The following is a 22,975-nucleotide window of genomic DNA, read 5'->3' on the forward strand; positions in this document are numbered from 1 at the left end:
GCGCCCCCAGACCATCAACACCTCACGTCTTGCTGCCATGGTGCGCGGGACGTGCACGACGATTCAGGAGAAACCGTGGCTGCCAACTGCGACGTCTGCGGCAAGGGCCCGGGCTTCGGGCACAGCATCTCGCACTCCCACATCCGCACCAAGCGCCGCTGGAACCCGAACATCCAGCGCGTGCGTGCTGTCGTCGCGGGCACTCCCAAGCGCGTGAACGTGTGCACCTCGTGCCTCAAGGCCGGCAAGGTCCAGCGCAAGGCATGAGCCCGCGCCGTCTCGGCGCAACGACATGACAGACGCCCGTCGGGTCCTCCCGGCGGGCGTTCTGCTGTGCCCGGGACGTCCGCCGACGGCAAAGGATTCGTGAAGTGTTCACCCGTAGCTCTAGGCGAACCTTCCTCGACGTGGCAGTCTGATTTCATGATGGTGGAGACCGACAACGACGTGGTGATCCGTTCGGCGACGACCTCCGACGCCGCCGCGATCGCCCGGGTGCACGTGACCTCCTGGAAGAGCGCCTACTCGCACGTGCTCCCGGCCTCCTACCTCGACTCCCTGGACGTGGCGGAGCGCGCCGAGCGGTGGGAGACGATCCTGACCTCCGGCCGGGGCACCACCATCGTCGCGGAGGCCGACGGCCGCACCCTCGGGTTCGCCAGCTACGGCCCGTCCCGCGACGAGGACGCCGAGGACGGCTGCCTGGAGCTCTACGCCATCTATCTGGACCCCGAGGCGTGGGGGCGCGGCGTCGCCCGAGACCTCATGCGCACGGTGCTGGCGGACGTCTCGCCGACGGTGCGCATGACCCTGTGGGTCCTGAACGAGAACGCACGAGCCCACCACTTCTACCGCCGTCACGGTTTCCAGCCCGACGGCATCGAGCGCATCGAGGACATCGACGACGTGCCGGTGACGGAGATCCGCTTCCTCCGTGCCGCCGAGCGCTGACCCGTAGCGCAGCGGACGGTGCGGGCCGAGGGACGAGGCACGCGCCGGTAGCGGAGTGCAGGGGCAGCGCGACCGGCAGAACGAGCGCTGACCCGTAGCGCAGCGGACGGTGCGGGCCGCGCCGACCTTACGCCCTGAAGTGGTCCCATCCTTCCGGCTCGTGGGGCTCCTCGCCGTCGAGCAGCACCCGCGGTCCGTCACCGGCGACCTCCCCGACCTCGCCGATCTCACGGAATCCGGCGGGCAGCCCTTGGTCGGCGACCTCGGCGGGAAACGTGGCGAGGAGCCCGTGGTCCTCTCCCCCGGACAGCACCCAGCCGTGCGCCCGGTGCCAGCCGTCCGCGCTGTCGGCGCCGACCGCGAGCTCGACCGCTGCGGGGATCAGTGTCGTCACGTCGCGGGTGAGGTGGCCGCTGGCCAGGTCGATGGTGACGCCGCTGGCCCGGGCGAGCCGTCCGGCGTCTCGCAGCAGTCCGTCGGAGACGTCCAGCATGGCGCTGGCTCTCGCTGCAGCGGCGGCCGGGCCGTCGGCGAGCGGCGGGTCGGGGCGCAGGTAGGCGGCGACGTAGGGCGCGAGCGGCCCGGATGCGCCCGGGAGCCCGTCGCCGGGCGTCGCCGCACCGGAGGCGAGCAGCGCGAGGCCGGCGGCGGAGGTGCCGAGGACCCCGGAGTGCGCGAGGACGTCGCCGGGTCGGGCCCCGGAACGCAGGACGGGCGCATGCCCGTCGAGGTCGCCGTGCACGGTGACGGCGACGACGATCGCGTCGCCTCCGGACAGGTCACCGCCGACGACGGCAGCACCGGCGGGGGTGGCGACGTCGGCGAGCCCGCGGGCGAACCCGGTGACCCAGTCGACGGGCAGGTCGTCCGGCACGACGAGGGACACGACGAGAGCCGTGGTCCGCGCACCCATCGCCGCGATGTCGGCGAGGTTCTGGGCGGCGGCTCGCCGTCCGACGTCGAACCCGGTGGACCAGGACCGGCGGAAGTGACGGCCTTCGACCAGCACGTCGGTCGAGACGACGGCTCGCCCGTCGGGTGCCCGCACGACGGCGGCGTCGTCGCCCGGCCCGACGTCGACGGCGTCGCCGGACGGCAGGAGCGGGAAGATGCGGGCCAGGAGCTCTGTCTCGTCGAGGTCACGCACTCGCTCGGTGGGGTCGGTCACGACGGAACCCTAACCGTCGGCCGGCCGGTCGCGGGCGGGTACCGTGGGCGCGTGCCCGTTCGTCGCCTCCGCGCGCTGCTCTGCCTGCCCGCCCTCGCACTGCTCGCTGCCTGCGCCCCCACGATCGGGGTCGAGGCCGCCGAGGACGCGACGAACCCGGAATGCGCGTCGGTGATGCTGGCCCTGCCGGACGTCGTCTCGGGCGACCTGGAGATGGCACGGACCAACTCGCAGGCGACCGCCGCCTGGGGCGTTCCCGGGGCTGCGGTGACCCTGCGCTGCGGCGTGACGCCGCCCGGCCCGTCCGCCGACTGCCAGCGCATCGAGTCCTCCAGCGGGACGGTGGACTGGATCGTGGCGAGCGGCGACGACGGCACCTGGCGCTTCACCACCTACGGTCGCGAGCCGGCCATCGAGGTGACGGTGCCGCCCGCGGTGACCCAGGACCACTCGACGTCGTTCATCGCGGACCTGACCCCGGCCGTCGACCTGGTGCCCGCCACCCGGCACTGCACCTGATTCCCACCCGTCCGAGGTAGTGCCAGTCCCGCCGAGGCCGTCAGGGGACCACGAGCTCCCCCAGCGGCCCCGGCGCGAAGGCCACCTCCCAGAGGAAGCTGTCCGGGTCCGTGAAGTATCCGGAGTAGCCTCCCCACTCTCGCTCCACGGCGTCGCCGATGGTCGGTGCACCGGCACGGCGCGCATCGTCCAGCACGGCGTCCACCTCGTCGGGCCGGCCGACGTTGTGCGCCAGCGTCACGGGCGGCGTCCCACCGCGGAGGACGGGGCCGATCTCGTCGAGCGCGGCCTTCTCGTCCCACAGCGAGAGCACGAGGTGCGGACCGACCTGGAACATGAGGACTTCCCCGGGGACGTCCAGGTAGCTCTCCCAGCCGAGACCGTCCAGGTAGAAGCGACGGGTGGCGCCCAGGTCGGCGACGACGAGCGTGACAAGACTCAGCCTCTGGTCCATGCGCTCACCGTGCCAGACGGGTCCGACACGACCCCGGAAAGGCGAGCCCGTGGTCAGCGAAGCCCGGTGGGCCGTTCCAGCGCGAGCTGGATCAGCTCGTCGACCAGCTCGGGATAGCTCAGGCCGGACGCCTCCCACATGCGCGGGTACATCGAGAACGGCGTGAAGCCCGGCATCGTGTTGATCTCGTTGACTATCACCTGCTCGTCCGGCGTCACGAAGACGTCCACCCGTGAGAGCCCCTCGGCCTCGACGGCCTCGAACGTGCGGACGGCGAGCTCGCGGATCCTGTCGACGACGGCGTCCGGCAGCTTGGCGGGGCAGTCCAGCTCCACGTGGGCCTCGTCGAGGTACTTGGCCTCGAAGTCGTAGAAGGCGTGCGTACCGTCGACGACGATCTCTCCCGGCAGGGAGGCTCGTGCCGCTTCCCCGCGACGGCCTCCCAGCACGGCGCACTCGATCTCACGGCCGTCGATGCCTGCCTCGACGACGACCTTGGGGTCGTGCTCCCGGGCCGCCTCGATCGCGGCCGGGAGCTCGGCGAGGTCGTCGACCCGGGTGATGCCCAGCGACGACCCGGCGCGAGCGGGCTTGACGAACAGCGGCAGGCCGAGCCGACCGATCCGGGCCACGCATGCCTCGGGGTCGGCCACCCACTCATGGGGCTTGACCACCTCGTAGGGTCCGACGGGCAGGCCGTGACCGGCCAGCACGAGCTTCATGAAGTGCTTGTCCATGCCGACGGCGGAGGCCAGCACGCCCGCCCCGACGTAGCGCACGTCGGCGAGCTCGAGCAGCCCCTGCACCGTGCCGTCCTCGCCGAACGGGCCGTGCAGCAGGGGGAAGACGACGTCGACCTCGCCGAGCAGGCTCGGCACCTGACCGGGCTCCAGCACGCGCAGCGCACCCTCGCCCGAGGTGAGGGACAGCACGACCTCCGTGCCGTCGTCGGACGTCACCTCGGGGAGCCGGCCGTCGGCGATCTGCCAGCGTTCGACGCGGTCCTCGGCGACCACCCAGCGGCCCGCGCGCGTGATCCCCACCGGGATGACGTCGTACCGGTCGCGGTCGATCGCTCCGAGCACGCCGGCCGCCGTCGACGCGGACACGGAGTGCTCGCCGGAACGGCCTCCGAACAGCAGTGCGACACGGGGCTTGCGCGCGGGGGCAGGAGGCTTGTTCTCGGACATCGGCCCCGACACTACCGGACCTGTCACCTGCTCCGACCCCCGCGCACGGGGGCGTTCACGCGGCCTTGAGGTCCTTGCGCAGGATCTTGCCCGCGGCGGACTTGGGGATGGCGTGCGTGAACTCCACCAGCCGGATCTTCTTGTACGGGGCCACCTTGGCGGCCACGTACTCCATGACGTCGTCGGCGGACAGCTCGGCGCCGTCTGCGAGGACGACGAACGCCTTGGGCAGCTCCTCGCCCGCCCCGTCCGGTACCCCGACCACCGCGGCGTCGGCGATCTGCGGGTGTGCCACCAGGAGCGCCTCGAGCTCCGCGGGAGGCACCTGGTAGCCCTTGTACTTGATGAGCTCCTTGAGCCGGTCCACCACCGTGAACACGCCGTCCGCGTCGACCGTGACGATGTCACCGGTGTGCAGGAACCCGTCCGCGGTGATGGTGTCTCGCGTCTCCTGCTCGTTGTCGAGGTAGCCGACCATGACGTTGGGACCGGCACACATCAGCTCGCCGGGTGCGCTCGTGCCCTCGGTCGGCTGCTCGATCTCCTCGCCGGTGGCGGGGTCGACGATCTTGGCCTGCATGTTCGGCACCAGCAGCCCGATGGAGCCGGGCGAGATGTCGGACCGCCCGGTCGGGATGATGTGGGAGATCGGGGACAGCTCGCTCATGCCGTATCCCTGGCCGACGTGGGCGTGCGGCATCCGCTGCACGACGGCTGCGGCGAGCTGGGCGTCGAACGGTGCGGCCCCGGAGTTGAGCAGCCGCACGCTCGACAGGTCGGCCTGGAGCGCCAGCGGGTGCTTGGCCAGCGCCAGCGCGATGGGGGGCGCGACGAACAGCACCGTGGCCCGGTGCTTCGTGATGATGCCGAGGTACTCCTCGAGGTCGAACCGGGGCATGGTCAGCAGGGCCGACCGCTGGTACAGACCGCCGTTCATGAGTGCCGTGATGCCGTAGATGTGGAAGAACGGCAGGACGGCTGGGATCACGTCGTCGTTCGTCAGCGGGATGTAGGGCTCGGCCTGCAGCACGTTGGCCACGAGGTTGCGGTGGGTGAGCATGACGCCCTTGGGCAGACCGGTCGTCCCCGAGGAGTACGGCAGCACGGCCAGGTGGGTGGCCGGGTCGAACGTCACGTCGGGCGCCGGCGCCCCGGAGGTCAGCAGGTCCCGCAGGTTCGCGTGCCCCTGCGCGCCGTCGAGCACGACGACGTCGTCGGGGCCCGCGCCCGCCGCCCCCCCCCCCCCCGGGGCCGCGGCCCCCCCCGGGGCGGGGGCCCCGGCGCGCCGTCGCGCCCGCCGCGGGGGGCGGCGCCGAGGCCGGCAGCCTCGGCGCCCGCGGTGGCCTGGGCCAGCAGGGGGGAGACCGTGATCAGCGCCTTCGCGCCGGAGGCGATCAGCTGCTTGCCGACCTCCGCCCCGGAGGCGAGGGCGTTGACGGTGGTGACCGTGACGCCGGCGCGCAGCAGTCCGTGGAACACGCTGACGAAGGCGGGCACGTTCGGGCTGTGCAGCGCCACGACGTCGCCGGGCTCGAGCCCGCGGGCCGCGATCGCGCCGGCGACGGCGTCGACGTGGGCGCGCAACGTGCCATAGGTGGTCTTGTCGCCGCTCGGGCCGTCGATGAGGGCGACTCTGTCGAGGTCCGCACCGGTCAGGTCGGCGAACAGGAAGTCGTACAGGCTGACGTCAGGAATCTCCACGTCTGCCTGAGGGCTACGGATGACCAACGGTGGCTCCTCTCGTCGTTGCGGTCGTCGTCGACCGCTCTGGGTGCAGCCTAGCGGAAAAGACCGACCGGACGGTATGCCCTCGAGCGACACATCCTCGCCGGGTGGTGGTTGAATCGACGGATGGCCGTCGACCCTGCCTCCTTCACCCACCGCCAGCTCCTCTCGGACGACCTGCTCGCGACGATCCGCGGGCGCGCCGCGATCCACGACCGCGAGAACTCGTTCTTCACGGAGGATCTGGCCGACCTGGCCGGCGCCGGCTACCTGCGCGCCATGGTCCCGACCGAACTGGGCGGCGGCGGCCTGACCCTGCGCGAGACGATCCGCGAGCAGGCCCGCCTCGCCGGCGCGGCGCCCGCCACCGCGCTCGCCGTCAACATGCACCACGTCTGGGTGGGGGTCGCGCGCTACCTCCACGAGCGCGGCGACGACTCGCTCGACTGGCTGCTCGCCGAGGCCGTCCGCGGCGAGGTCTTCGGGTTCGGCTACTCCGAGGCCGGCAACGACCTCGTGCTGCTCGGCTCACGCACCGAGGCCCGGCCCGACGACGAGGGCGGCTACAGCTTCCACGGCCGGAAGATCTTCACCTCCAACTCCCCCGGCTGGACCCGCCTGGGCCTGATGGGCCTGGACTCGACCGACCCCGAGGACCCGCGGATCGTGCACGCCTTCGTCACCCGCGTCGGGGGCGGCTTCGAGATCCTCGACGACTGGGACACGCTCGGCATGCGCGCCTCGCAGTCGTGCACCACGGTGCTCGACGGCGCCCGCGCCCCGGCCGACCGGATCATGCGCCGGCTCCCGCCCGGCCCGAGCCTCGACCCGTACGTGCTGGGCATCTTCACCAGCTTCGAGCTGCTGCTCGCCGGTGTGTACACGGGTATCGCGGACCGTGCGCTCGAGCTCGCCGTCGAGACCTCCGGCCGGCGCACCTCCATGAAGTCCGGCAAGGCGTACTCGCAGGACCCGGACATCCGCTGGCGCATCGCGTCGGCCGCGCTGGCCCTCGACGGCATCTGGCCGCAGCTCGACCAGGTGGCGGGCGAGATCGACGGCCAGGTCGACCGGGGCGCCGGATACTTCCGCGCGACGTCGGGGCTCAAGGTGCGCGCCACGGAGACGGCGCGGTACGTGGTGGACGAGGCGATCCGGTGCTCGGGCGGCTCGACGTACTTCAACCGCTCGGAGCTCGGCCGGCTGTACCGCGACGTGCTGGCCGGGATCTTCCACCCCAGCGACGACGAGTCGGCCCACGCCCAGGTGGCCCAGTCGCTGCTCGGCCCGCTCGCGGAGTAGAGCCTTGCGTGCTGCTGAAGTGCGTCCAGGGCACTTCAGCAGCACACGGGGCTCTACTTCGCGGCGAGGCGGCCCGCTCCAGCCCGTCGAGCAGCAGGTCGAGCGTGAACTCGAACTCGGGCCGTGGAGCCGGAAGACGCCGGGCCGGATCGACGCCCATGACGCGAGCAACCCGGGCAGCCCACGGATGCCGGAGCGCCACCCCACAGGCGGCTGGGCAGCACGTCCGGACCTCCTCGACCCAGCCGCCGTCCGGCACCGGTGCACCGGCGACCCCTCGGCGACCTCCGCCGCGACCGAGCCGACCAACCCGCCGGCCGCCCGCGGCAGGAAGCACCATCACGTCCTGAGGGTGACACCCGTCACGCCGCGTCTCGTAGGATCCCCGCATGAGTCTGCGCGCGGGCACTGTCGCCCGGTACGCCGTCGGGTCGGTCGGGACGGGTGGCTTCGGCACCCTGCCCGGCCTCGTCCTGGTCTACTACCTCACGGACACGGTCGGTGTGGCCGCCCTGATGGCCGGTCTCATCGTCACGCTCGCCAAGGTGTGGGATGTGACCATCGACCCGGTCATCGGCGCCGCCAGCAACCACGACCGCGTCCACCACGGCTCCCGGCGCCGGCTCATGGCCGCGGGCGGGCTCCTGCTCCCCGTATTCTTCGTGCTCACCTTCGCCGTGCCCGAGTCGTGGAGCCCGACGGCCGGCGCCGCCTGGGTGCTGCTGGCGTTCCTCTGCGCGGCGACCGCGTTCTCGCTCTTCCAGGTCCCCTACATCGCGCTGCCGGCCGAGCTGACCGACGACTACGACGAGCGCACCCGCCTGCTCACGGCACGCGTCGTCGTCCTGACGGTCGCGATCCTCGCGTTCGGCGGCGGTGCGCCGGCGCTCCGCTCGGTGGTGCCGGACGAGCACGCCGGCTACCTGGTCATGGCCGCCGTCGCCGGGCTCGTCCTCGGCCTCTCGCTGCTGGTGTCGGCCGGTGTGGAGCACGGTGCCGGACGGCGAGACGCCCGGCTGCCCGCCAGCCCTCGGTCCGCGAGCACCGCACCCGGTGCCGCGCCGTCGTCGTCCCGGTGGCACGGCGTCGCCGGCTCGTACCGCGACGGGCTGGCCGCGCTCAGCACGAGCCAGCCGTTCCGTATGCTGCTCGCCACGTTCGTCCTGCAGGCGCTCGCGACGGGGACCATGCTGGCCGGTGCCCAGTACGTCGCACGCTGGGTGCTCGGCGACGAGGCGGCCGTGACGTTCCTGTTCGCGGCACTGGTCGGTCCGGCCGTCGTCTTCGCGCCGGTGTGGGGCGCCGTCGCGCGCCGGGTCGGCAAGGAGCGTGCCTTCCGGATGGCCTCGTCGGTGTTCGCGCTCGCGGCGCTCGCCCTGGTGGGCATGGCGTGGTCGCCCGGAGCGTGGGTGTACGCCGTCGTCGCGGTCGCCGGCGCCGCCTACGCGGGCCTGCAGTCGCTGCCGATGGCGATGCTGCCCGACGTCGTCGCGCACGACGCCCGCACCCGCGGGCCGGGCCGGGCCGGGACGTTCTCCGGGGTGTGGACCGCCGGGGAGACGACCGGCTTCGCGCTCGGGACCGCCGTGCTGGCTCTGACTCTCGCCGTGACGGGATACGTCGAGTCACGGGCCGAGCAGCTCGTGGTGCAGCCGGAAAGCGCGGTCCTGGGTATCGTGCTCGCGTTCTCCGTGCTGCCCGCAGCCCTGGTGGCGGCCAGCCTGGCGACCCTGCGCCGCTACCCGCTGCGTCGGGCCGACATCCACGCCGCGGGACCCGCGGCCGTCCACGAGGAGCCCGCATGAGGTTCGCCGTACCGCCCGACGACGTCCTGGCCCGGCTGACGGCCCTCCGGGAGCGCGACGCCCCGACGCACGGGGGCCGTGTGCTGAGCTACGTGTACGACTCGGGCGAGCCGGAGCTCGACGAGCTCGCCGCCGCCGCGGTCCGCGCCATGCAGCCGGTCAACGGTCTCGACCCCACCACGTTCGGCTCCGTGGCCGCGCTGGAGCGGGACCTCGTGGCGTTCACACGCGACCTGCTGGGCGGGGACGACGGTGGCGAGCCGGTCGTCGGGACGGTGACGTCCGGAGGTACGGAGAGCTGCCTGCTCGCCGTCAAGGCGGCCCGGGGCGCGTGGCTGGCGGCTCACGGCGCGGAGCCGGGCGCCGCACGGCCGCGACTGGTGGCGCCCGTCACCGCGCACGCCGCGTTCCAGAAGGCCGCGCACTACTTCGGGCTGGCGCTGGACCTCGTCCCGGTCCGGCCGGGCGGCGCCGTGGCGGCCGACGCAGTCGCGGAACGCCTCGCCGACCGCCCGGACGACGTCGCGCTCGTCGTCGTCTCGGCGCCGTCCTACCCGCACGCCGCACTGGACCCGGTCGCCGAGGTCGCCACGGTCGCCGCCGCCCGCGGGGTGCCCGTGCACGTCGACGCGTGCATCGGGGGCATGGCGCTGCCGTTCTGGCCCGGCCTGCCGCCGTGGGACCTGCGTGTGCCCGGTGTGACGAGCCTGAGCGTGGACCTGCACAAGTACGGGTACGCACCCAAGGGCGTCTCGATGCTGCTGCACCGGGGCCGCGACCGGCAGCGCGGGCAGCACTTCGCCACGACCCGCTGGCCCGGCTACCCGGTGGTCAGCCCGACCCTCCTGGGGTCCCGCTCGGGAGGGCCGCTGGCCGCGGCGTGGGCGATCGCCCAGGCCCTCGGGCGAGACGGGTTCGCCGAGCTCGCCGAACAGGCCCGCCAGGCCACGGACGCGCTGCGTGCCGCCGTCGGTCAGATCGACGGTCTCCGGGTCGTCGGGGAGCCGACCGGGCCGCTGTTCGCCGTCGCCACCGACGAGTCCGTCCCCACGGCGCGTCGGGTGGACCCGCACGTGTGGGCCGACACCGTGGCCAACCACGGCTGGGTCCTCCAGCCTCAGCCCGCGCTCCGGCAGGCGGACGGCACGGTCCTACCGCACACCACCCACCTGACGGTCACTCCGGTCACCGCCCGGGTGCTCGACGAGCTGGTTCCCGCACTCGCGGCCGCGGCCGACGCGGTGCGCGGTACGCCGCGCCCTGAGGCCTCGCCGCTGGTGGACGGCGGACCGGCGACGGTCCCGGACTCCGACACCGCCGCCGCCCTGCTCCGCGGACTCGGGCTGGACACGTCGCGGATCGGCGAGACCGGTGCAGGCCTCGGGCCGATGGCCCCCCTGCTCGCCGCCGTCGAGGCTCTGCCCGCGCCGGTCGCCGAGCGTCTGCTCACCGAGCTGCTCGGACGGCTGGCCGAACCGCGCTGAGCGGCTGTTCGCCGACCACCCGGGAACATACCGATCGGTATGCTCCCCGGTATGACGACTCGACCGACCCCGCCCGCCGACCGCCTCACCGTCGAGGCCGGCCCCGACCAGCTCGCACGGCTTGCCGCGCTGCCTGCCGACGAGCCGGTCACCATGCTGAACCTGATGCGGTTCCGTGAGACGGCGGACTACTCGCACGCCCCCGACCTCGCGCCCGCCGAGACGATCTCCGGCTCGCACGCCTACGCCCGGTACGGCAAGGAGGCGCAGGCCCACATGCAGCGGGCCGGGGTCGAGGTGCTTCACCACGGCCCGTGCGGGCCCACCGTGATCGGGCCGGACGGCGAGGACTGGGACGCCGTCCTGCTGGTCCGCTACCCCTCGCCCGCGGCATTCGTCGCGATGGTCACCTCACCGGAGTACCAGGCGCTGTCGCGCCACCGCACCGCGGCGCTCACCGACGCCCGGCTGATTCCGACGACCATCCCCTGACCACGCCGACGTACCCTGACGCCATGACGCACGAGCACGCCGACACCGTTTCCCCGCACTCCCCCGCCACCGTCGCGGTGACGGCCGGCCGGCCCCCACGGGTCCAGGGTGGGCCGGTCAACGCGCCGGTCGTCCTCAGCTCCACCTACGTGTCCCAGGGGGTCCCCGGGAGCGAGCAGCTCTACACCCGCGGCGGCGCGGAGACGTGGGAGCCGTTCGAGACCGCGCTCGCGGCGCTCGAGGGCGGCGCGCACGGCATCGTGTTCGGTTCCGGCATGGCGGCCATCGCCGCAGCCCTGGGCGACGTGCCGCCGTCGGGCGTGGTCGTCGTGCCGCGGCACGCCTACCAGGTGACGCTCGGCTACCTCGACGACCTCGCTCGGCGCCACGGCCTCGAGGTGCGGCGCGTCGACGTCGCGGACACCGACGCGGTGGTCGCGGCGCTGGACGGCGCCGACCTGCTCGTGGCCGAGTCCCCCACGAACCCGATGCTGGAGGTCGCCGACCTGCCCGCGATCCTCGCCGCAGCCCGGGAGCGCGGCGTGCCGTCCGTCGTCGACAACACGTTCGCCACGCCGCTCGGGCAACGACCGCTCAACCTCGGGGCCGACGTCGTCGTCCACTCGGTCACCAAGTATCTGGCCGGCCACTCCGACGTCGTCCTCGGCGCCGTCGTGACGAACGACGACGACGCCGCCGCTCGGGTCTGCGCCTACCGCACGCTGCACGGCGCGATCGCCGGGCCGATGGAGGTCTTCCTCGCACTGCGAGGCCTGCGCACGCTCCACCTGCGCGTCGAACGCGCGAACGCCAACGCCGCCGAGATCGCGCGGCGGCTGGCTGACCACCCTCGCGTCGCCGAGGTGCGGCACCCGTCCCTGCCGTCCGACCCCGGGCACGAGCGGGCCGCGGCGCAGATGGCGTCGTTCGGCGCGATCATCGGCATGCGGCCCGTCGGGGGCATCGAGGCAGCCGACGCCGTCGTCGCCGCGGTGGAGCTCTGGGTGCCCGCCACGTCGCTCGGCGGGGTGGAGTCCACGCTGGAGCGCCGCCGCCGCTTCACCACCGAGTCCCTGACGGTGCCCGAGGACCTGGTGCGCATGTCGGTCGGCGTCGAGGACGTCGAGGACCTCTGGGCGGACCTGTCCCGCGCGCTCGACGGCCTGCCCGTCTAGGGTGGGACGAGGGGCCGCACCGCGCTCCCGTGCGACCCGGGAGGCCTCATGCGTGCGACCCGTCACAGCCGGTCCGGACGGAGGGCTGCCACCACGGCCGCGGCCGTCGCGCTCCTGCTCTCCGCGGGCTGCGGCGGCGGGGCCGACCTGCCGGGTTACGGAGACGGCGGCGGCGCCACGGAGATCACCTCACCACCCGAGGACACGGCGTCGCCGGAGGACGCTGCTTCGCCTGACGCCACGGCATCGCCCGACGGCGGCACGTTCGAGGGCAGCACGGACGCCGCCAGCGGGGAGCCCGGCGGCGACCAGCTGCTCACCGTCACCGACGTCGCCGTCGAGCCGCAGGACGGGTTCGACCGGGTGACCTTCACGCTGGACGGCAGCGGGACGCCGGGCTGGCGGGTCGAGTACGTCGACCAGGCCCTCGATCCCGGCAAGGGCGACGCCGTGGACGTCGCCGGCGACGCGGTGCTGCAGGTCGTCGTCCTCGGCACCGCGATGCCGATGGACTCGGGCGTCGAGGAGTACGACGGCGCACCGGTCGAGCCCGACGGCGCGACGTCCGTCGAGGAGGTCGTCTACCGCTTCGTCTTCGAGGGGCAGAGCACGGCCTTCGTCGGGGTCGACGGCGAGGCCAGGCCGTTCGCCGTGTCGGTCGAGGAGGACCCGACGCGCCTCGTGGTCGACGTCGGCCACTGAGGCGGGACGGCTCAGTCCGTCAGCCGCTCGGCCTTCTGCGGGCGCGAGAGAAGAGCACGGGCCATGTCGTCCACCGACATCCCCTCGTGCAGCACCGCGACGACTCCCGCGGTGATCGGCATGTCCACGCCGTGCTTCTGCGCCAGCTCCAGCACCGATCGGGAGGACTTCACGCCCTCGGCCGTGGTGCCGGTGGCGACGAGGGCGTCCTCGAGCGACATCCCCTGGCCGACGTACTTGCCGAGGGTGTGGTTGCGAGACAGCGGTGAGGCGCACGTCGCCACCAGGTCACCCATCCCTGCCAGGCCGGCGAACGTCTCGGCCTGCGCGCCGAGCGCCCGGCCGAGCCGGGTGATCTCGACCAGACCGCGGGTGATGACCGTCGCGGTGGTGTTCCAGCCGAAGCCGCGGCCCTGGGCCATGCCGATCGCCAGCGCGATGACGTTCTTCACCGCGCCGCACAGCTCGACGCCGACGACGTCCGAGTTCGTGTACGGGCGGAAGTACGCGTTGGAGCACGCCTCGGCCGCGAGGCGCGCGTTGGCCTCGTCCGGGCACGCGACGACCGTCGCCGTGGGCTGACGTGTCGCGATCTCCTTGGCGAGGTTCGGGCCCGAGACGACGACGACGCGGTCGAGCGAGATGTCCAGCGCCTCGGCGATGACCTGGCTCATGCGCTTGTCGGTGCTGAGCTCGATGCCCTTCATGAGGGACACCACCACGGCGTCCGGCTCCAGGTGCTCGCGCAGCCCTTCGAGAGTCGTGCGCGCCACCTGGGACGGGATGGCGACCACGACGACCCGGGCGTCGGAGAGCGCGGCGGCGGCGTCCGTCGTCGCGCGCATGGCGGGCAGCTCGACGTCCGGAAGGTACTTGGCGTTGCGGCGGTCCTCCGCGACCTCTCGCGCCACGGCCTCGTCGCGACCCCACAGCGTGACGTCGCAGCCGGCGTCGGCCATGACCATGGCGAAGGTGGTCCCCCAGGATCCGGAACCGAGGACGGCGGTCTTCAGGACGCCGCTCACGGGCGCTCCACCGGTGGGTAGTGCATCTTCTTCACCTCGTAGTCAGGGTGCTTGCGCAGGTCGAACCGCTGCTCCGGCGGCTGCTCGTCGCGAAGGTCGGCGAGCAGCACGGTGATCGCGTCCATCACGCGGTTCATCACCTCGCGCAGCGTGGCGGCGTCCTGCGGGCGGTCGTACAGGTCGGACAGGTCCACGGGCGGTCCAGCGACGACCTGCACCCGCTTGCGCGGGAACGGCTTGGGCAGCTTGCCGTAGCGCGGCAGGATGTCGACGGCTCCCCACTGCGCGATCGGCACCACCGGCAGCCGGGTGGTCAGCGCGATGCGCGCGAGACCGGTCTTGGGTTCCATCGGCCAGCAGTCCGGGTCGCGCGTGAGCGTCCCCTCGGGGAAGACCGCCACGCAGGCGCCGTCGCCGAGCTCCTCACCGGCACGCTGCAACGAACGTGCCGCGGCCGCGCTCCCCCGGTCCACCGGGATCATGTTGGTGGCCCGCAGCGCGGAACCCACGACGGGAGCCGTGAACAGGCTGCGCTTGGCCAGCACGCGCGGCTCGAAGCCCTGGTCGAACAGGTAGTGCACGAACGTCAGGGCGTCGAGCTCGGTGACGTGGTTCGCCGCGGCGATGAAGCCGCCCTCGGTCGGGAAGTTCTCGCTGCCGCTCCACTCGTAGCGGCACATCGAGAACATCGTCGACCGGACGATCTTCGCGATGACGCGATAGAGACGCGACTCGGGTCTGGCGGGGGGCACGGCCACAGAGCCTACCTGCCCGACGGGGGCACGGTGCCCAGTGGGCCCGGCCCCGGCGAGCAGATGGACCTCGGCGCGTCAGCCGCGGGTGACGTCGGCGCCCAGGGCGACGAGCTTGTCCTGGAAGGACTCATAACCCCGGTCGATCAACGAGATACCCCGCACCGTCGAGGTGCCCTTGGCCGCCAACGCAGCGATCAGGTGGGAGAACCCGCCGCGCAGGTCCGGCACCTCGATGTCCGCCGCCGCCAACGGCGTCGGCCCCGAGACCACCGCCGAGTGATGGAAGTTGCGCTGCCCGAACCGGCAGTCGCCCCCACCCAAGCACTCCTTGTACACCTGGATCGTGGCACCCATCTGCCGCAACGCCTCGGTGAACCCGAAACGGTTCTCATACACCGTCTCGTGCACGATCGACAGCCCCGTGGCCTGCGTCAACGCCACCACCAACGGCTGCTGCCAGTCCGTCATGAAGCCCGGATGCACATCCGTCTCCAGCACGATCGGGCGCAGATCACCGCCGGGGTGCCAGAACCGGATCCCGTCGTCCTGGACGTCGAACTGCCCACCCACCTTGCGGAACGTGTTCAAGAACGTCATCATCTCCGGCTGCGAAGCGCCCTTGATCGTCACGTCCCCACCGGTGGCCAAGGCTGCCGAGGCCCAGGACGCCGCCTCGATCCGGTCCCCCAACGCCGTGTGGTTGTACCCCTCGAGACGATCCACACCCTCGATCCGGATCACCCGATCGGTGTCCACCGAGATGATCGCGCCCATCTTCTGCAGCACCGCGATCAGATCCATGATCTCCGGCTCCGTGGCCGCACCCGACAGCTCCGTGATCCCCTCAGCACGCACCGCCGTCAGCAACAGCTGCTCCGTCGCCCCCACCGACGGGTACGGCAACGTGATCTTCGTGCCCTGCAACCGCCGCGGCGCCCGCAGATGGATCCCGTTCGGACGCTTGTCCACCACCGCACCGAACTGCCGCAAGATGTCCAGGTGGTAGTCGATCGGCCGATCCCCGATCCGGCAACCACCCAGATCCGGGATGAACGCCTCACCCAACCGGTGCAACAACGGACCACAGAACAAGATCGGGATCCGGCTCGCCCCCGCATGCGCATCGATGTCCGCCACGTGCGCCGACTCCACGTTCGACGGATCCAGGTCCAAGATCCCCGCGTCCGGGTCGTACTTCACGTTCACCCCGTGCAGGTCCAACAACCCCGAGACCACACCCACGTCCCGGATCTGCGGCACGTTGCGCAACACGCTCGCGGACTCACCCAGCAACGACGCCACCATCGCCTTGGACACGAAGTTCTTCGCACCCCGCACCGAGATGGTGCCCTGCAACGGCGTCCCACCGTTCACGTACAGCAGATCAGTCATAGCTCGTCGTACATCCTGTCGTCACGGGGTGCAGCAGCACGATGGTGCTGCCCTGGAGCGGGCCGTGAGGGCTCGCGGCGCGCGGGTGTGCGCAGCGCGTTCGATCCTGCCCTCGCAGGCCCGATGGTGCCAACATCCGGCACGCCCGCAGTATTCACGTTCACCACACCTTCACGCCGCGGACGCGGACTCGCGCGACGGCGTGCCGGTCTTCACGGGATCGTGACGTATCGGGCGACCAGCTCGGCGCCGAGGCGGGCGAGCTCCGCACGCACCTCGGGCGGATCCTCCACCACGGCTCCGTCGCCCCAGCCGGCGAGGTGCCTCGCGATGTCGAGCGGCGTCGGTGCGCCGACGCGCACCCGGACCACGCCGTCGTCCGCCGCGCCCTCGACGCTCACGTGCCGGCCGAACTGGGCTCGCAGGACCCCGACGTGCCGCTCCGGGACGCGGACCGTGGCCCAGGTCGTCGAGCGCAACGTCTCGACCTCGTCGACCACCTGCGCCCACACGGCGCCGAGGTCCAGGTCCGCCGGCACCTCGGCAGCGTCATCGGTGACCTCCGCCGCGACGACGCGGTCGACCCGGTAGGTGCGCGGTCCGCGGTCCGTCCCGGCCACGAGGTACCAGGTGCCGTCCTTGTCCACCGCGCCCCACGGGTCGACGACACGGTCCGACGACCGCCCGGTGGCGCCGGTGTACCGCAGCCGGACGCGCCGCCGTCGGACGACGGCGTCCTGCAGCGCCTCGAGGTGCGGCGCCTGTTCCCGGGCGGCAGCGCCCCATCGCTCGCGGTCGACGACGGTGGCGACGGCCGCCGCCTCGGCCTCGGCCCGGAACGGCGTGGGCAGCGCCCGGACGAGCTTGCGCAACGCCGCGCTCGCGTCGTCGTCCGCGGCGATGGCCGGTCCCGCACGGAGGAACAGCGCGCGGGCCTCCGGCGCGGTGAGACCGCTGAGGTCGGTCCGGGCGCCGCCGAGCAGCGACCATCCGCCGCCCCGGCCGCGCTGCGGGTACACGGGGACCCCGGCGGCCGACAGCGCCTCCAGGTCGCGGCGTGCGGTGGCCACCGAGACCTCCAGGGCGTCGGCGAGCTCGCCGGCGGTCACCCGCGGCCGGGACTGCAGGTGCAGGAGCACCTGGATGAGGCGATCGGCTCGCACATCTCGAGACTGCCACAGAAAGTAGTCAGAAGGTGAGCACTTTGCCGCGCAGGATGGATCTCGACGGTGTCACCGAGGCGCCGCACCACCGGGAGGATGACCATGCTGCGCGGACTCACCACCATCACGTACTTCGCCGACGACGTCGCCGCGGCCCGCGACTGGTACGCCGAGGTCCTCGGCGCCGAGGCCTACTTCGCCCGCGAGGTCGAGGGCACCCTGGCGTACGCCGAGTTCCGCATCGGCGACTACCAGCACGAGCTCGGGATCATCGACCGACGGTTCGCGTCGGTCGCCCGTACCGAAGAGCCGACCGGCGCGGTCGCCTACTGGGCGGTGGACGACGTCGCGGCGACGTACGAGCGGCTGCTCGCCCTGGGCGCCGTCGGCCACGACGAGCCGACCGAGCGCGGCCCGGGGTTCGTCACCGCGACCGTCGTCGACCCTTTCGGCAACCTGCTCGGGGTGATGGAGAACGCCCATTACGACGAGGTGCTCGACTCGCTGCGGTGACGACGGGTTGGTGTCAGTTCAGCATCAGCACGACGCCGTCACCCGCGGCGGCTGCCGCGGAGCAGAAGCGCCGCAGCTCGTCGTACCGCTCGCCGAGCACCTGGGGTCGTTCCTCGGCCAGGTGCTCGGCGGGGTCGGGGCACCCGTCGCCGTCGCAGAGGCGCGTGACGTCATACCCGTCGGCCAGCGCCGCGAAGGGCGTCGCGCTGAGGAACGCGGCGGCGTGACGTACCTCGTCGGGAGTGAGCGAGCGCACCGGGCCCAGCCCGCCGTCGATCCCCAGCGGCGTGCCGCCGTGGACGACGTCGACCGCCGGCTCCCGCGCACGGAGCAGGGCGTCCAGCGGGCCCCACGCCCGGCCGACGCTGAAGTAGCGCGCCTCCTCGGGCTCCAGGTCGAGCTCGACCCACTCCTCGGCGAGCGCGTCGAGACGTTCCGCGGCCCACGCCGCGTCCGACTGCGCCCTGTCCATGTCCGCGGCCGCGAGCCGCGCGTACTCGCAGTGAATGCCCATGGCCCGCGACCGTAGCGGTACGGCGGGCACCGCAGGGCGGGCAAAACGGCCGGACCGGTGCTGACCGCGCAAAACGTCACCCAAGACTGTGAGATGCGACAAGTTTTGCGCGGCGATCCGGGCACAACTCGGGTGTAGTCATCAGGGGTGTGCTGGCGATACGTCAGCGGGCACAGCTTCCGGGCGTGACCGCGGCGTCCAGGTCGGGGGCCTGCGCGACCACGGGCATCAGCTCGGTGGTGGTCACGCCGTACGCGAGGGCGTCACCTCCGCTGGACCGCCCGAAGATCACGCCGACGACGTCACCGTCGGTGGACAGCACCGGACCACCGGAGCTGCCGGGATGCACGCTGGCGGCGAGCGCATAGATGTCGCGCTCGCCACCTCCCGTGCCACCGGACCCGGGGATCCGCACCGGGCCGACGTCGAGCACCTCGGCGCCCGTCGAGGTGAACGGACCGCCGTGCGGATACCCCTGGACGGCGGCCGGGTCGCCGGTCTCGAGCGTCGGCGCGACGCTCAGGGGGTCGGCGTCCAACCCGTCGACGGCGACGACGGCGAGGTCCGCCCCGGGGTCGTAGTACACGACCCGCCCCTCCTGCGCCGGTCGTCCCGGGAGCTCGACCAGCGGCCGGTCCACGCCCGCCACCACGTGCGCGTTCGTCACCACGCGGTCCGGGGAGCTGACGAAACCCGACCCGGTGATCCCGGTCCCGCAGGCGTACGCCGTGCCCCAGATCCGCGCGACCGACTGGGCAGACGCCTCGAGTGCCGGGTCGTCCAGGTCGACCGTGGGTGCCGTCGTCGTCCGGCGCGGATCCAGCAGGCCGTCCAGACGCGGCAGGCCGTCGTCCAGCACCGCGCCGCGGACCTCGGCCAGGGACCGACTGACCGGCGTCGGCGTGAGGTCCTCGATGGTGCGCAGCACCGCGGACGACGAGACGGCGGACGCGACGCCCGGCGTGCCGGTCGCCTTCACGGCTGTTCCGACGAACGACAGTGCGAGAGCCGCCACCACCAGGCTGGCGACGCCGCCGAGGAGCCGGTCGAGCGGCCGCAGCCCCGAGCGGTCCACCTGCTGGCGCAGGCTGTGTCCTACGCCGGCACCCATCGACGCCCCGAGCAGCGGCAGCGCGACGGCCAGGAGCACCGTCGCCGGACCGCGCCACTGCGGTTCCGGCAGCGCGTCGACCACCAGCGGGACGACGAGGAAGGCGGCCACTCCCCCGACGACGAGACCGACGAGCCCGCCGAGCGTGGCGAGCAGCCCGCGGCTCAGCCCCGCCATCAGGGCGAACAGCAGGACGACGACGAGCACCAGGTCGAGCAGGGTCACGGGGCCTCCGCGGGCGGGCTGGGACGTCGGGGACCGCTGAGAATACGCGGTCGACCTGGATGTCCGCTGAGGTCCTGGTCCGCGCCTCGAGAGGCCCGGCGTACACTCCCGGGAGGAGCTGACCCTGGTTCCCCGATCATGGGAGTCCGGATGCCCGGCGCCACACCCCCGTCCCCTGCCGTCCCTGCCGACACGCTGCTCAGCCTCGGGCTGCTCGCCGGTTCGTCGATGGAGAACGAGCGGCGGCTGCCGATCCATCCACACCACCTGGACCGGATCGACGAGGACGTCCGCGCGCGCATGATCGTCGAGCGCGGCTACGCGGCCGACTTCCGGCTGGAGCGCGGCTACGTCGAGTCCCGGGTGGGCCGAGTCGCGGAACGCTCCGAGGTGATCGAGTCCGCCGACGTGCTGCTCCTGCCCAAGCCGCAGGCGGCGGACGTCGCCGCGATCCCTGAGGGCCGCGTGCTGTGGGGGTGGCCGCACTGCGTGCAGGACGCCGGGATGACGCAGACGGCGATCGACCGCCGGCTCACCCTGATCGCCTTCGAGGCGATGAACCACTGGACGTCCCGGGGTGACTTCGGCTTGCACGTGTTCCACAAGAACAACGAGCTCGCCGGCTACTGCTCCGTCCTGCACGCCCTGAGCCTGACCGGCTCGACCGGCGACTACGGCCCGCGGCTCAGCGCTGTCGTCATCGGGTTCGGTGCGACGGCACGAGGCGCCGTCACCGCGCTCAAAGCGCACGGGATCCACGACATCCAGGTGCTCACGCAGCGAGGCGCCGCAGCGGTCGGGTCCCCGATCCACAGCGCGCACATCACCCAGCTCCACACCAGCGAGGGGGCCGCCTACCTCAGCGAGGTGACGACGCAGGACGGCGAGGTCCCGCTCCCGGAGTTCCTCGCCTCGCACGACATCGTCGTCAACTGCACGCTCCAGGACGTCGCCGCACCGCTGACCTACCTGCGCACAGAGGACCTGGCGGGCTTCGCCACGGGAAGCCTGATCGTCGACGTCTCGTGCGACCAGGGCATGGGGTTCGAGTGGGCCGTGCCCACCACGTTCGACGACCCGATGCTCACCGTCGGCGACGGCGTGAGCTACTACGCCGTCGACCACACCCCGTCCTACCTGTGGAACTCCGCGACCTGGGAGATCAGCGAGGCGATCCTGCCCTTCCTGCGCACGATCCTGGAAGGACCGGCCTCGTGGGCGGCGAGCCTCACCGTCTCGCGGGCGATCGAGATCCACGACGGGACGATCAAGAACCCGAGCATCCTGAGCTTCCAGGGTCGGGACGCCGCCTACCCGCACGCCCTGACCACCCCGGCCTGACGGGCTCCGCGCGTCGGGGCCGGGGATCAGCCCGTCGGCGAGACCAGGCCCACCCGGTAGGCGAGCACCACCGCCTGCACCCTGTCGCGCAGGCCGAGCTTGGCGAGGATCCGTGAGACATAGGTCTTGACCGTCTCCGGAGTGATGACCAGCTCGCCGGCGATCTCCGCGTTCGACAGCCCGGCGGCGAGCTGCTCGAGCACCTCCAGCTCCCGGGCGGTCAGACGGGCCACGACGTCGTCCCGCTCGGGCCGCGCCGTGTCCGCCGGGCGCAACCGCTCGGCGTACCGGCCGATCAGCGTGCGCGTCACGGTGGGCGCGAGCAGCGAGTCGCCGCGGGCGATCGTCCGGAGGCCGTCGATCAGCTCGGCCGGGGAGGAGTCCTTGAGCAGGAACCCGCTGGCCCCCGCACGGAGCGCCTCGTACACGTACTCGTCGACGTTGAACGTGGTGACCACCAGCACCTTGGCCGGCGTCTCGGCGTCCGGCCCCGCGATCCGGCGCGTCGCCTCGATGCCGTCCAGCACGGGCATCCGGATGTCCATCACGACGACGTCAGGGCGCAGCCGCAGCGCCGCCTCGACGGCCGCACGGCCGTCTCGCGCCTCGCCCACGACCTCCATGTCGGGCTGTGCGGAGAAGATGGTCACGTAGCCGACCCGGACCAGCTCCTGGTCCTCGCAGACGAGCACGCGGATCGGGTTGCCTTCCGCCGGTGCGACGGTCATGAGCTCCTCCTGGTCGAGGCCGACGGGATCAGGGCGTGCACACGGAACCCGCCGTGCGGCAACGGGCCGGCCTGCAGGTCTCCGCCGACCACCCGGACACGTTCGCGGAGCCCGGCGAGGCCGCGGCCGCCGGTCGACGACACCGGGCCGGCAGGCGACGTGGTGCTGGGTATTACGGCCGGCGCGCCACCCGGCGCGCCGGACCCGTGCGTGATCACCTCGATCTCGAGGCGCTCGTCCCCGTGCCGCAGGCGCACGGCGGTCGGTCGCCCGGCAGCGTGCTTGAGCGCGTTGGTGAGCGACTCCTGCACCACCCGGTACGCCGCGAGCTCGACGGCGTCCGGCAAGGGCCGCGGGTCGCCGTCCTGCACCCACTCGATCGGCTGAGCCGCCTGCCGAGCCTGCTCGACGAGGTCACCGACCTGGCCGAGAGCCGGCGCCCGCCGCGCAGGCTCCGACTCCCCGGTCGCCTCGAGGACGCCCAGCAGGTCCCGCAGGTCGGTCAGGGCTCGGCGGCCCGTGCTGCCGATGGCCGCGAGCGCCTCCCCCGCCCGCTCGGGCGTCGCGGGCAGGTGGTACTGGGCCGCGTCGGCCTGGACGACCATGGCCGTCACGTGGTGGGTCACGACGTCGTGCAGCTCCCGAGCGATCCGGGCTCGTTCGTCGGACGTCGCCACGGCGGCGGCCAGCCGTCGGCGCTCGGCCTCCTCCGCCCGCCGACGGCGCACCACCGAGCCGGCCGTCCAGATCACCACCAGGGCGAGGTAGAAGGTGAGGAAGTCCAGCATCCGGTTGGGTGAGCCGAGGCCCGACAGCACCGCCGCGAGGGCGGCAAAGCCGACGGTCGCCAGGACGGCGACGACACGGCGACGCCGCGCGAGGTGTGCCCCCGCCGAGTACAGCGCGACGTAGAGCCCGACGCTCGCGAACGTCGGCGGGTAGGCGAGGGCCTGGTTGAGGGCGAGCGCCGTGCCGACCGCCGCGAGGCTGGCCGCCGGCCATCGACGTCGCGCCACGAGCGGGAGGGACTGCGCGAGGACGAGCACCACGGCCAGCGGGTCCGTCGCTCGCTCGGGCAGGTCGCCCAGCTCGACCGCGATGGTGGACAACGTCGGGACGAAGCCGAGCCCCGCGAGGAGCACCGCGAACAGGCCGTCCCGGACGGCCGGTCGCAGTGCGCGCCACGCCTGGAGCGGTGAGCCGGCACGGGTGAACCGGCTGGTGAGGGAGTTGACGGGCAC

Annotated in this window: 24 protein-coding genes; 11 read left to right on the forward strand and 13 right to left on the reverse strand. The window is 72.8% G+C overall.

Annotation, left to right across the window (positions count from 1 at the left end; genetic code table 11):
• Positions 1–75 precede the first annotated feature (75 nt).
• Positions 76–267: a 50S ribosomal protein L28 gene (rpmB, locus tag ACH5HR_RS03745; protein ID WP_106268555.1), complete on the forward strand. Its 192-nt coding sequence runs from the start codon at positions 76–78 to the stop codon at positions 265–267.
• Positions 268–423: 156 nt separating this feature from the next.
• Positions 424–951, forward strand: a complete 528-nt coding sequence (locus tag ACH5HR_RS03750; protein ID WP_402370978.1) for a GNAT family N-acetyltransferase — start codon at positions 424–426, stop codon at positions 949–951.
• Between the two features lie 127 nt (positions 952–1,078).
• On the opposite strand, the gene ACH5HR_RS03755 is transcribed toward ACH5HR_RS03750, so the two are convergent.
• Positions 1,079–2,119, reverse strand: coding sequence for a thiamine-phosphate kinase (locus tag ACH5HR_RS03755; RefSeq protein WP_416476305.1), 1,041 nt, complete (start codon positions 2,117–2,119; stop codon positions 1,079–1,081).
• 51 nt (positions 2,120–2,170) lie between these two features.
• Here ACH5HR_RS03755 and ACH5HR_RS03760 point away from each other — a divergent pair, with 51 nt between their 5' ends.
• Positions 2,171–2,638 (forward strand): DUF3515 domain-containing protein, encoded by a 468-nt coding sequence (locus ACH5HR_RS03760; RefSeq protein WP_402370974.1) that lies wholly within the window; start codon positions 2,171–2,173, stop codon positions 2,636–2,638.
• Positions 2,639–2,678: 40 nt separating this feature from the next.
• Here the strand turns inward: ACH5HR_RS03760 and ACH5HR_RS03765 are convergent, their stop codons facing one another.
• Genes ACH5HR_RS03765 through ACH5HR_RS03780 form a run of 4 tightly spaced genes read right to left on the reverse strand, consistent with a single transcriptional unit; the run spans position 2,679 to position 5,983 of the window.
• Positions 2,679–3,092, reverse strand: a complete 414-nt coding sequence (locus ACH5HR_RS03765) for a VOC family protein (RefSeq protein ID WP_402370972.1) — start codon at positions 3,090–3,092, stop codon at positions 2,679–2,681.
• A gap of 53 nt (positions 3,093–3,145) precedes the next feature.
• Positions 3,146–4,282: a D-alanine--D-alanine ligase family protein gene (locus ACH5HR_RS03770; RefSeq protein ID WP_402370969.1), complete on the reverse strand. Its 1,137-nt coding sequence runs from the start codon at positions 4,280–4,282 to the stop codon at positions 3,146–3,148.
• A 55-nt stretch (positions 4,283–4,337) separates the two neighbouring features.
• Positions 4,338–5,486: an AMP-binding protein gene (locus ACH5HR_RS03775; protein WP_416476307.1), complete on the reverse strand. Its 1,149-nt coding sequence runs from the start codon at positions 5,484–5,486 to the stop codon at positions 4,338–4,340.
• Entirely contained in the window at positions 5,441–5,983 is a 543-nt protein-coding gene (locus tag ACH5HR_RS03780) for an AMP-binding protein (protein ID WP_416476309.1), read from the reverse strand. Before ACH5HR_RS03780 ends, ACH5HR_RS03775 begins: the two co-directional genes overlap by 46 nt.
• Positions 5,984–6,133: 150 nt before the next feature.
• Between ACH5HR_RS03780 and ACH5HR_RS03785 the strand changes: the two genes are divergently transcribed.
• The 6 genes from ACH5HR_RS03785 to ACH5HR_RS03810 all read left to right on the forward strand — a co-directional run bounded on the left by ACH5HR_RS03785 (position 6,134) and on the right by ACH5HR_RS03810 (position 12,967).
• On the forward strand, positions 6,134–7,309 hold the full coding sequence (locus ACH5HR_RS03785) for an acyl-CoA dehydrogenase family protein (protein WP_416476310.1): 1,176 nt from the start codon (positions 6,134–6,136) through the stop codon (positions 7,307–7,309).
• Positions 7,310–7,698: 389 nt separating this feature from the next.
• On the forward strand, positions 7,699–9,114 hold the full coding sequence (locus tag ACH5HR_RS03790; protein ID WP_416476311.1) for an MFS transporter: 1,416 nt from the start codon (positions 7,699–7,701) through the stop codon (positions 9,112–9,114).
• Entirely contained in the window at positions 9,111–10,598 is a 1,488-nt protein-coding gene (locus ACH5HR_RS03795; protein ID WP_416476312.1) for a pyridoxal phosphate-dependent decarboxylase family protein, read from the forward strand. Before ACH5HR_RS03790 ends, ACH5HR_RS03795 begins: the two co-directional genes overlap by 4 nt.
• A 51-nt stretch (positions 10,599–10,649) precedes the next feature.
• Entirely contained in the window at positions 10,650–11,090 is a 441-nt protein-coding gene (locus ACH5HR_RS03800) for a DUF1330 domain-containing protein (protein WP_416476313.1), read from the forward strand.
• A 23-nt stretch (positions 11,091–11,113) separates the two neighbouring features.
• On the forward strand, positions 11,114–12,265 hold the full coding sequence (locus ACH5HR_RS03805; RefSeq protein WP_416476315.1) for a trans-sulfuration enzyme family protein: 1,152 nt from the start codon (positions 11,114–11,116) through the stop codon (positions 12,263–12,265).
• A gap of 48 nt (positions 12,266–12,313) precedes the next feature.
• Positions 12,314–12,967, forward strand: a complete 654-nt coding sequence (locus tag ACH5HR_RS03810) for an AMIN-like domain-containing (lipo)protein (RefSeq protein WP_416476316.1) — start codon at positions 12,314–12,316, stop codon at positions 12,965–12,967.
• 11 nt (positions 12,968–12,978) lie between these two features.
• On the opposite strand, the gene ACH5HR_RS03815 is transcribed toward ACH5HR_RS03810, so the two are convergent.
• From ACH5HR_RS03815 to ACH5HR_RS03830, 4 genes are all read right to left on the reverse strand, one after another.
• Positions 12,979–13,992 (reverse strand): NAD(P)H-dependent glycerol-3-phosphate dehydrogenase, encoded by a 1,014-nt coding sequence (locus ACH5HR_RS03815; protein WP_416476318.1) that lies wholly within the window; start codon positions 13,990–13,992, stop codon positions 12,979–12,981.
• Positions 13,989–14,744 carry a lysophospholipid acyltransferase family protein gene (locus tag ACH5HR_RS03820; RefSeq protein WP_402370948.1) on the reverse strand — a complete coding sequence of 252 codons (756 nt, stop codon included), beginning with the start codon at positions 14,742–14,744 and terminating at the stop codon, positions 13,989–13,991. Before ACH5HR_RS03820 ends, ACH5HR_RS03815 begins: the two co-directional genes overlap by 4 nt.
• 78 nt (positions 14,745–14,822) lie before the next feature.
• Positions 14,823–16,139 (reverse strand): UDP-N-acetylglucosamine 1-carboxyvinyltransferase, encoded by a 1,317-nt coding sequence (gene murA, locus ACH5HR_RS03825; RefSeq protein WP_402370946.1) that lies wholly within the window; start codon positions 16,137–16,139, stop codon positions 14,823–14,825.
• A 212-nt stretch (positions 16,140–16,351) separates the two neighbouring features.
• Complete coding sequence (locus tag ACH5HR_RS03830) at positions 16,352–17,302, reverse strand: helix-turn-helix transcriptional regulator (RefSeq protein WP_416476319.1); 951 nt, start codon at positions 17,300–17,302, stop codon at positions 16,352–16,354.
• A 96-nt stretch (positions 17,303–17,398) separates the two neighbouring features.
• On the opposite strand from ACH5HR_RS03830, the gene ACH5HR_RS03835 reads away from it, so the two are divergent.
• Complete coding sequence (locus ACH5HR_RS03835; protein WP_402370941.1) at positions 17,399–17,815, forward strand: VOC family protein; 417 nt, start codon at positions 17,399–17,401, stop codon at positions 17,813–17,815.
• 13 nt (positions 17,816–17,828) lie between these two features.
• Here ACH5HR_RS03835 and ACH5HR_RS03840 read toward each other — a convergent pair whose 3' ends face one another.
• Together ACH5HR_RS03840 and ACH5HR_RS03845 are read right to left on the reverse strand one after the other, a co-directional pair.
• Positions 17,829–18,329: a DUF1877 family protein gene (locus tag ACH5HR_RS03840; RefSeq protein WP_402370938.1), complete on the reverse strand. Its 501-nt coding sequence runs from the start codon at positions 18,327–18,329 to the stop codon at positions 17,829–17,831.
• A 163-nt stretch (positions 18,330–18,492) separates the two neighbouring features.
• Entirely contained in the window at positions 18,493–19,665 is a 1,173-nt protein-coding gene (locus tag ACH5HR_RS03845; protein ID WP_416476320.1) for a MarP family serine protease, read from the reverse strand.
• Between the two features lie 150 nt (positions 19,666–19,815).
• Here ACH5HR_RS03845 and ACH5HR_RS03850 point away from each other — a divergent pair, with 150 nt between their 5' ends.
• Complete coding sequence (locus ACH5HR_RS03850; protein ID WP_416476321.1) at positions 19,816–21,006, forward strand: N(5)-(carboxyethyl)ornithine synthase; 1,191 nt, start codon at positions 19,816–19,818, stop codon at positions 21,004–21,006.
• Positions 21,007–21,032: 26 nt separating this feature from the next.
• Here the strand turns inward: ACH5HR_RS03850 and ACH5HR_RS03855 are convergent, their stop codons facing one another.
• A complete protein-coding gene (locus ACH5HR_RS03855) occupies positions 21,033–21,734 on the reverse strand; it encodes a response regulator (protein WP_402370931.1) in 702 nt (233 codons plus the stop codon).
• Positions 21,731–22,975: a sensor histidine kinase gene (locus ACH5HR_RS03860; protein WP_416476323.1), complete on the reverse strand. Its 1,245-nt coding sequence runs from the start codon at positions 22,973–22,975 to the stop codon at positions 21,731–21,733. Before ACH5HR_RS03860 ends, ACH5HR_RS03855 begins: the two co-directional genes overlap by 4 nt.

It is taken from the genome of Isoptericola maris (genome assembly GCF_048065335.1).
Taxonomy (GTDB): Bacteria; Actinomycetota; Actinomycetes; order Actinomycetales; family Cellulomonadaceae; genus Isoptericola; species Isoptericola rhizosphaerae.

What these genes read in the sequence shown, in the direction of transcription:
- ACH5HR_RS03750 (WP_402370978.1), top strand. Translation starts at nt 424, where the DNA reads ATGATGGTGGAGACCGACAACGACGTGGTGATCCGTTCGGCGACGACC.
- ACH5HR_RS03765 (WP_402370972.1), bottom strand. Translation starts at nt 3,092, where the DNA reads ATGGACCAGAGGCTGAGTCTTGTCACGCTCGTCGTCGCCGACCTGGGC.
- ACH5HR_RS03770 (WP_402370969.1), bottom strand. Translation starts at nt 4,282, where the DNA reads ATGTCCGAGAACAAGCCTCCTGCCCCCGCGCGCAAGCCCCGTGTCGCA.
- ACH5HR_RS03785 (WP_416476310.1), top strand. Translation starts at nt 6,134, where the DNA reads ATGGCCGTCGACCCTGCCTCCTTCACCCACCGCCAGCTCCTCTCGGAC.
- ACH5HR_RS03790 (WP_416476311.1), top strand. Translation starts at nt 7,699, where the DNA reads ATGAGTCTGCGCGCGGGCACTGTCGCCCGGTACGCCGTCGGGTCGGTC.
- ACH5HR_RS03795 (WP_416476312.1), top strand. Translation starts at nt 9,111, where the DNA reads ATGAGGTTCGCCGTACCGCCCGACGACGTCCTGGCCCGGCTGACGGCC.
- ACH5HR_RS03800 (WP_416476313.1), top strand. Translation starts at nt 10,650, where the DNA reads ATGACGACTCGACCGACCCCGCCCGCCGACCGCCTCACCGTCGAGGCC.
- ACH5HR_RS03805 (WP_416476315.1), top strand. Translation starts at nt 11,114, where the DNA reads ATGACGCACGAGCACGCCGACACCGTTTCCCCGCACTCCCCCGCCACC.
- ACH5HR_RS03810 (WP_416476316.1), top strand. Translation starts at nt 12,314, where the DNA reads ATGCGTGCGACCCGTCACAGCCGGTCCGGACGGAGGGCTGCCACCACG.
- murA (WP_402370946.1), bottom strand. Translation starts at nt 16,139, where the DNA reads ATGACTGATCTGCTGTACGTGAACGGTGGGACGCCGTTGCAGGGCACC.
- ACH5HR_RS03835 (WP_402370941.1), top strand. Translation starts at nt 17,399, where the DNA reads ATGACCATGCTGCGCGGACTCACCACCATCACGTACTTCGCCGACGAC.
- ACH5HR_RS03840 (WP_402370938.1), bottom strand. Translation starts at nt 18,329, where the DNA reads ATGGGCATTCACTGCGAGTACGCGCGGCTCGCGGCCGCGGACATGGAC.
- ACH5HR_RS03850 (WP_416476321.1), top strand. Translation starts at nt 19,816, where the DNA reads ATGCCCGGCGCCACACCCCCGTCCCCTGCCGTCCCTGCCGACACGCTG.
- ACH5HR_RS03855 (WP_402370931.1), bottom strand. Translation starts at nt 21,734, where the DNA reads ATGACCGTCGCACCGGCGGAAGGCAACCCGATCCGCGTGCTCGTCTGC.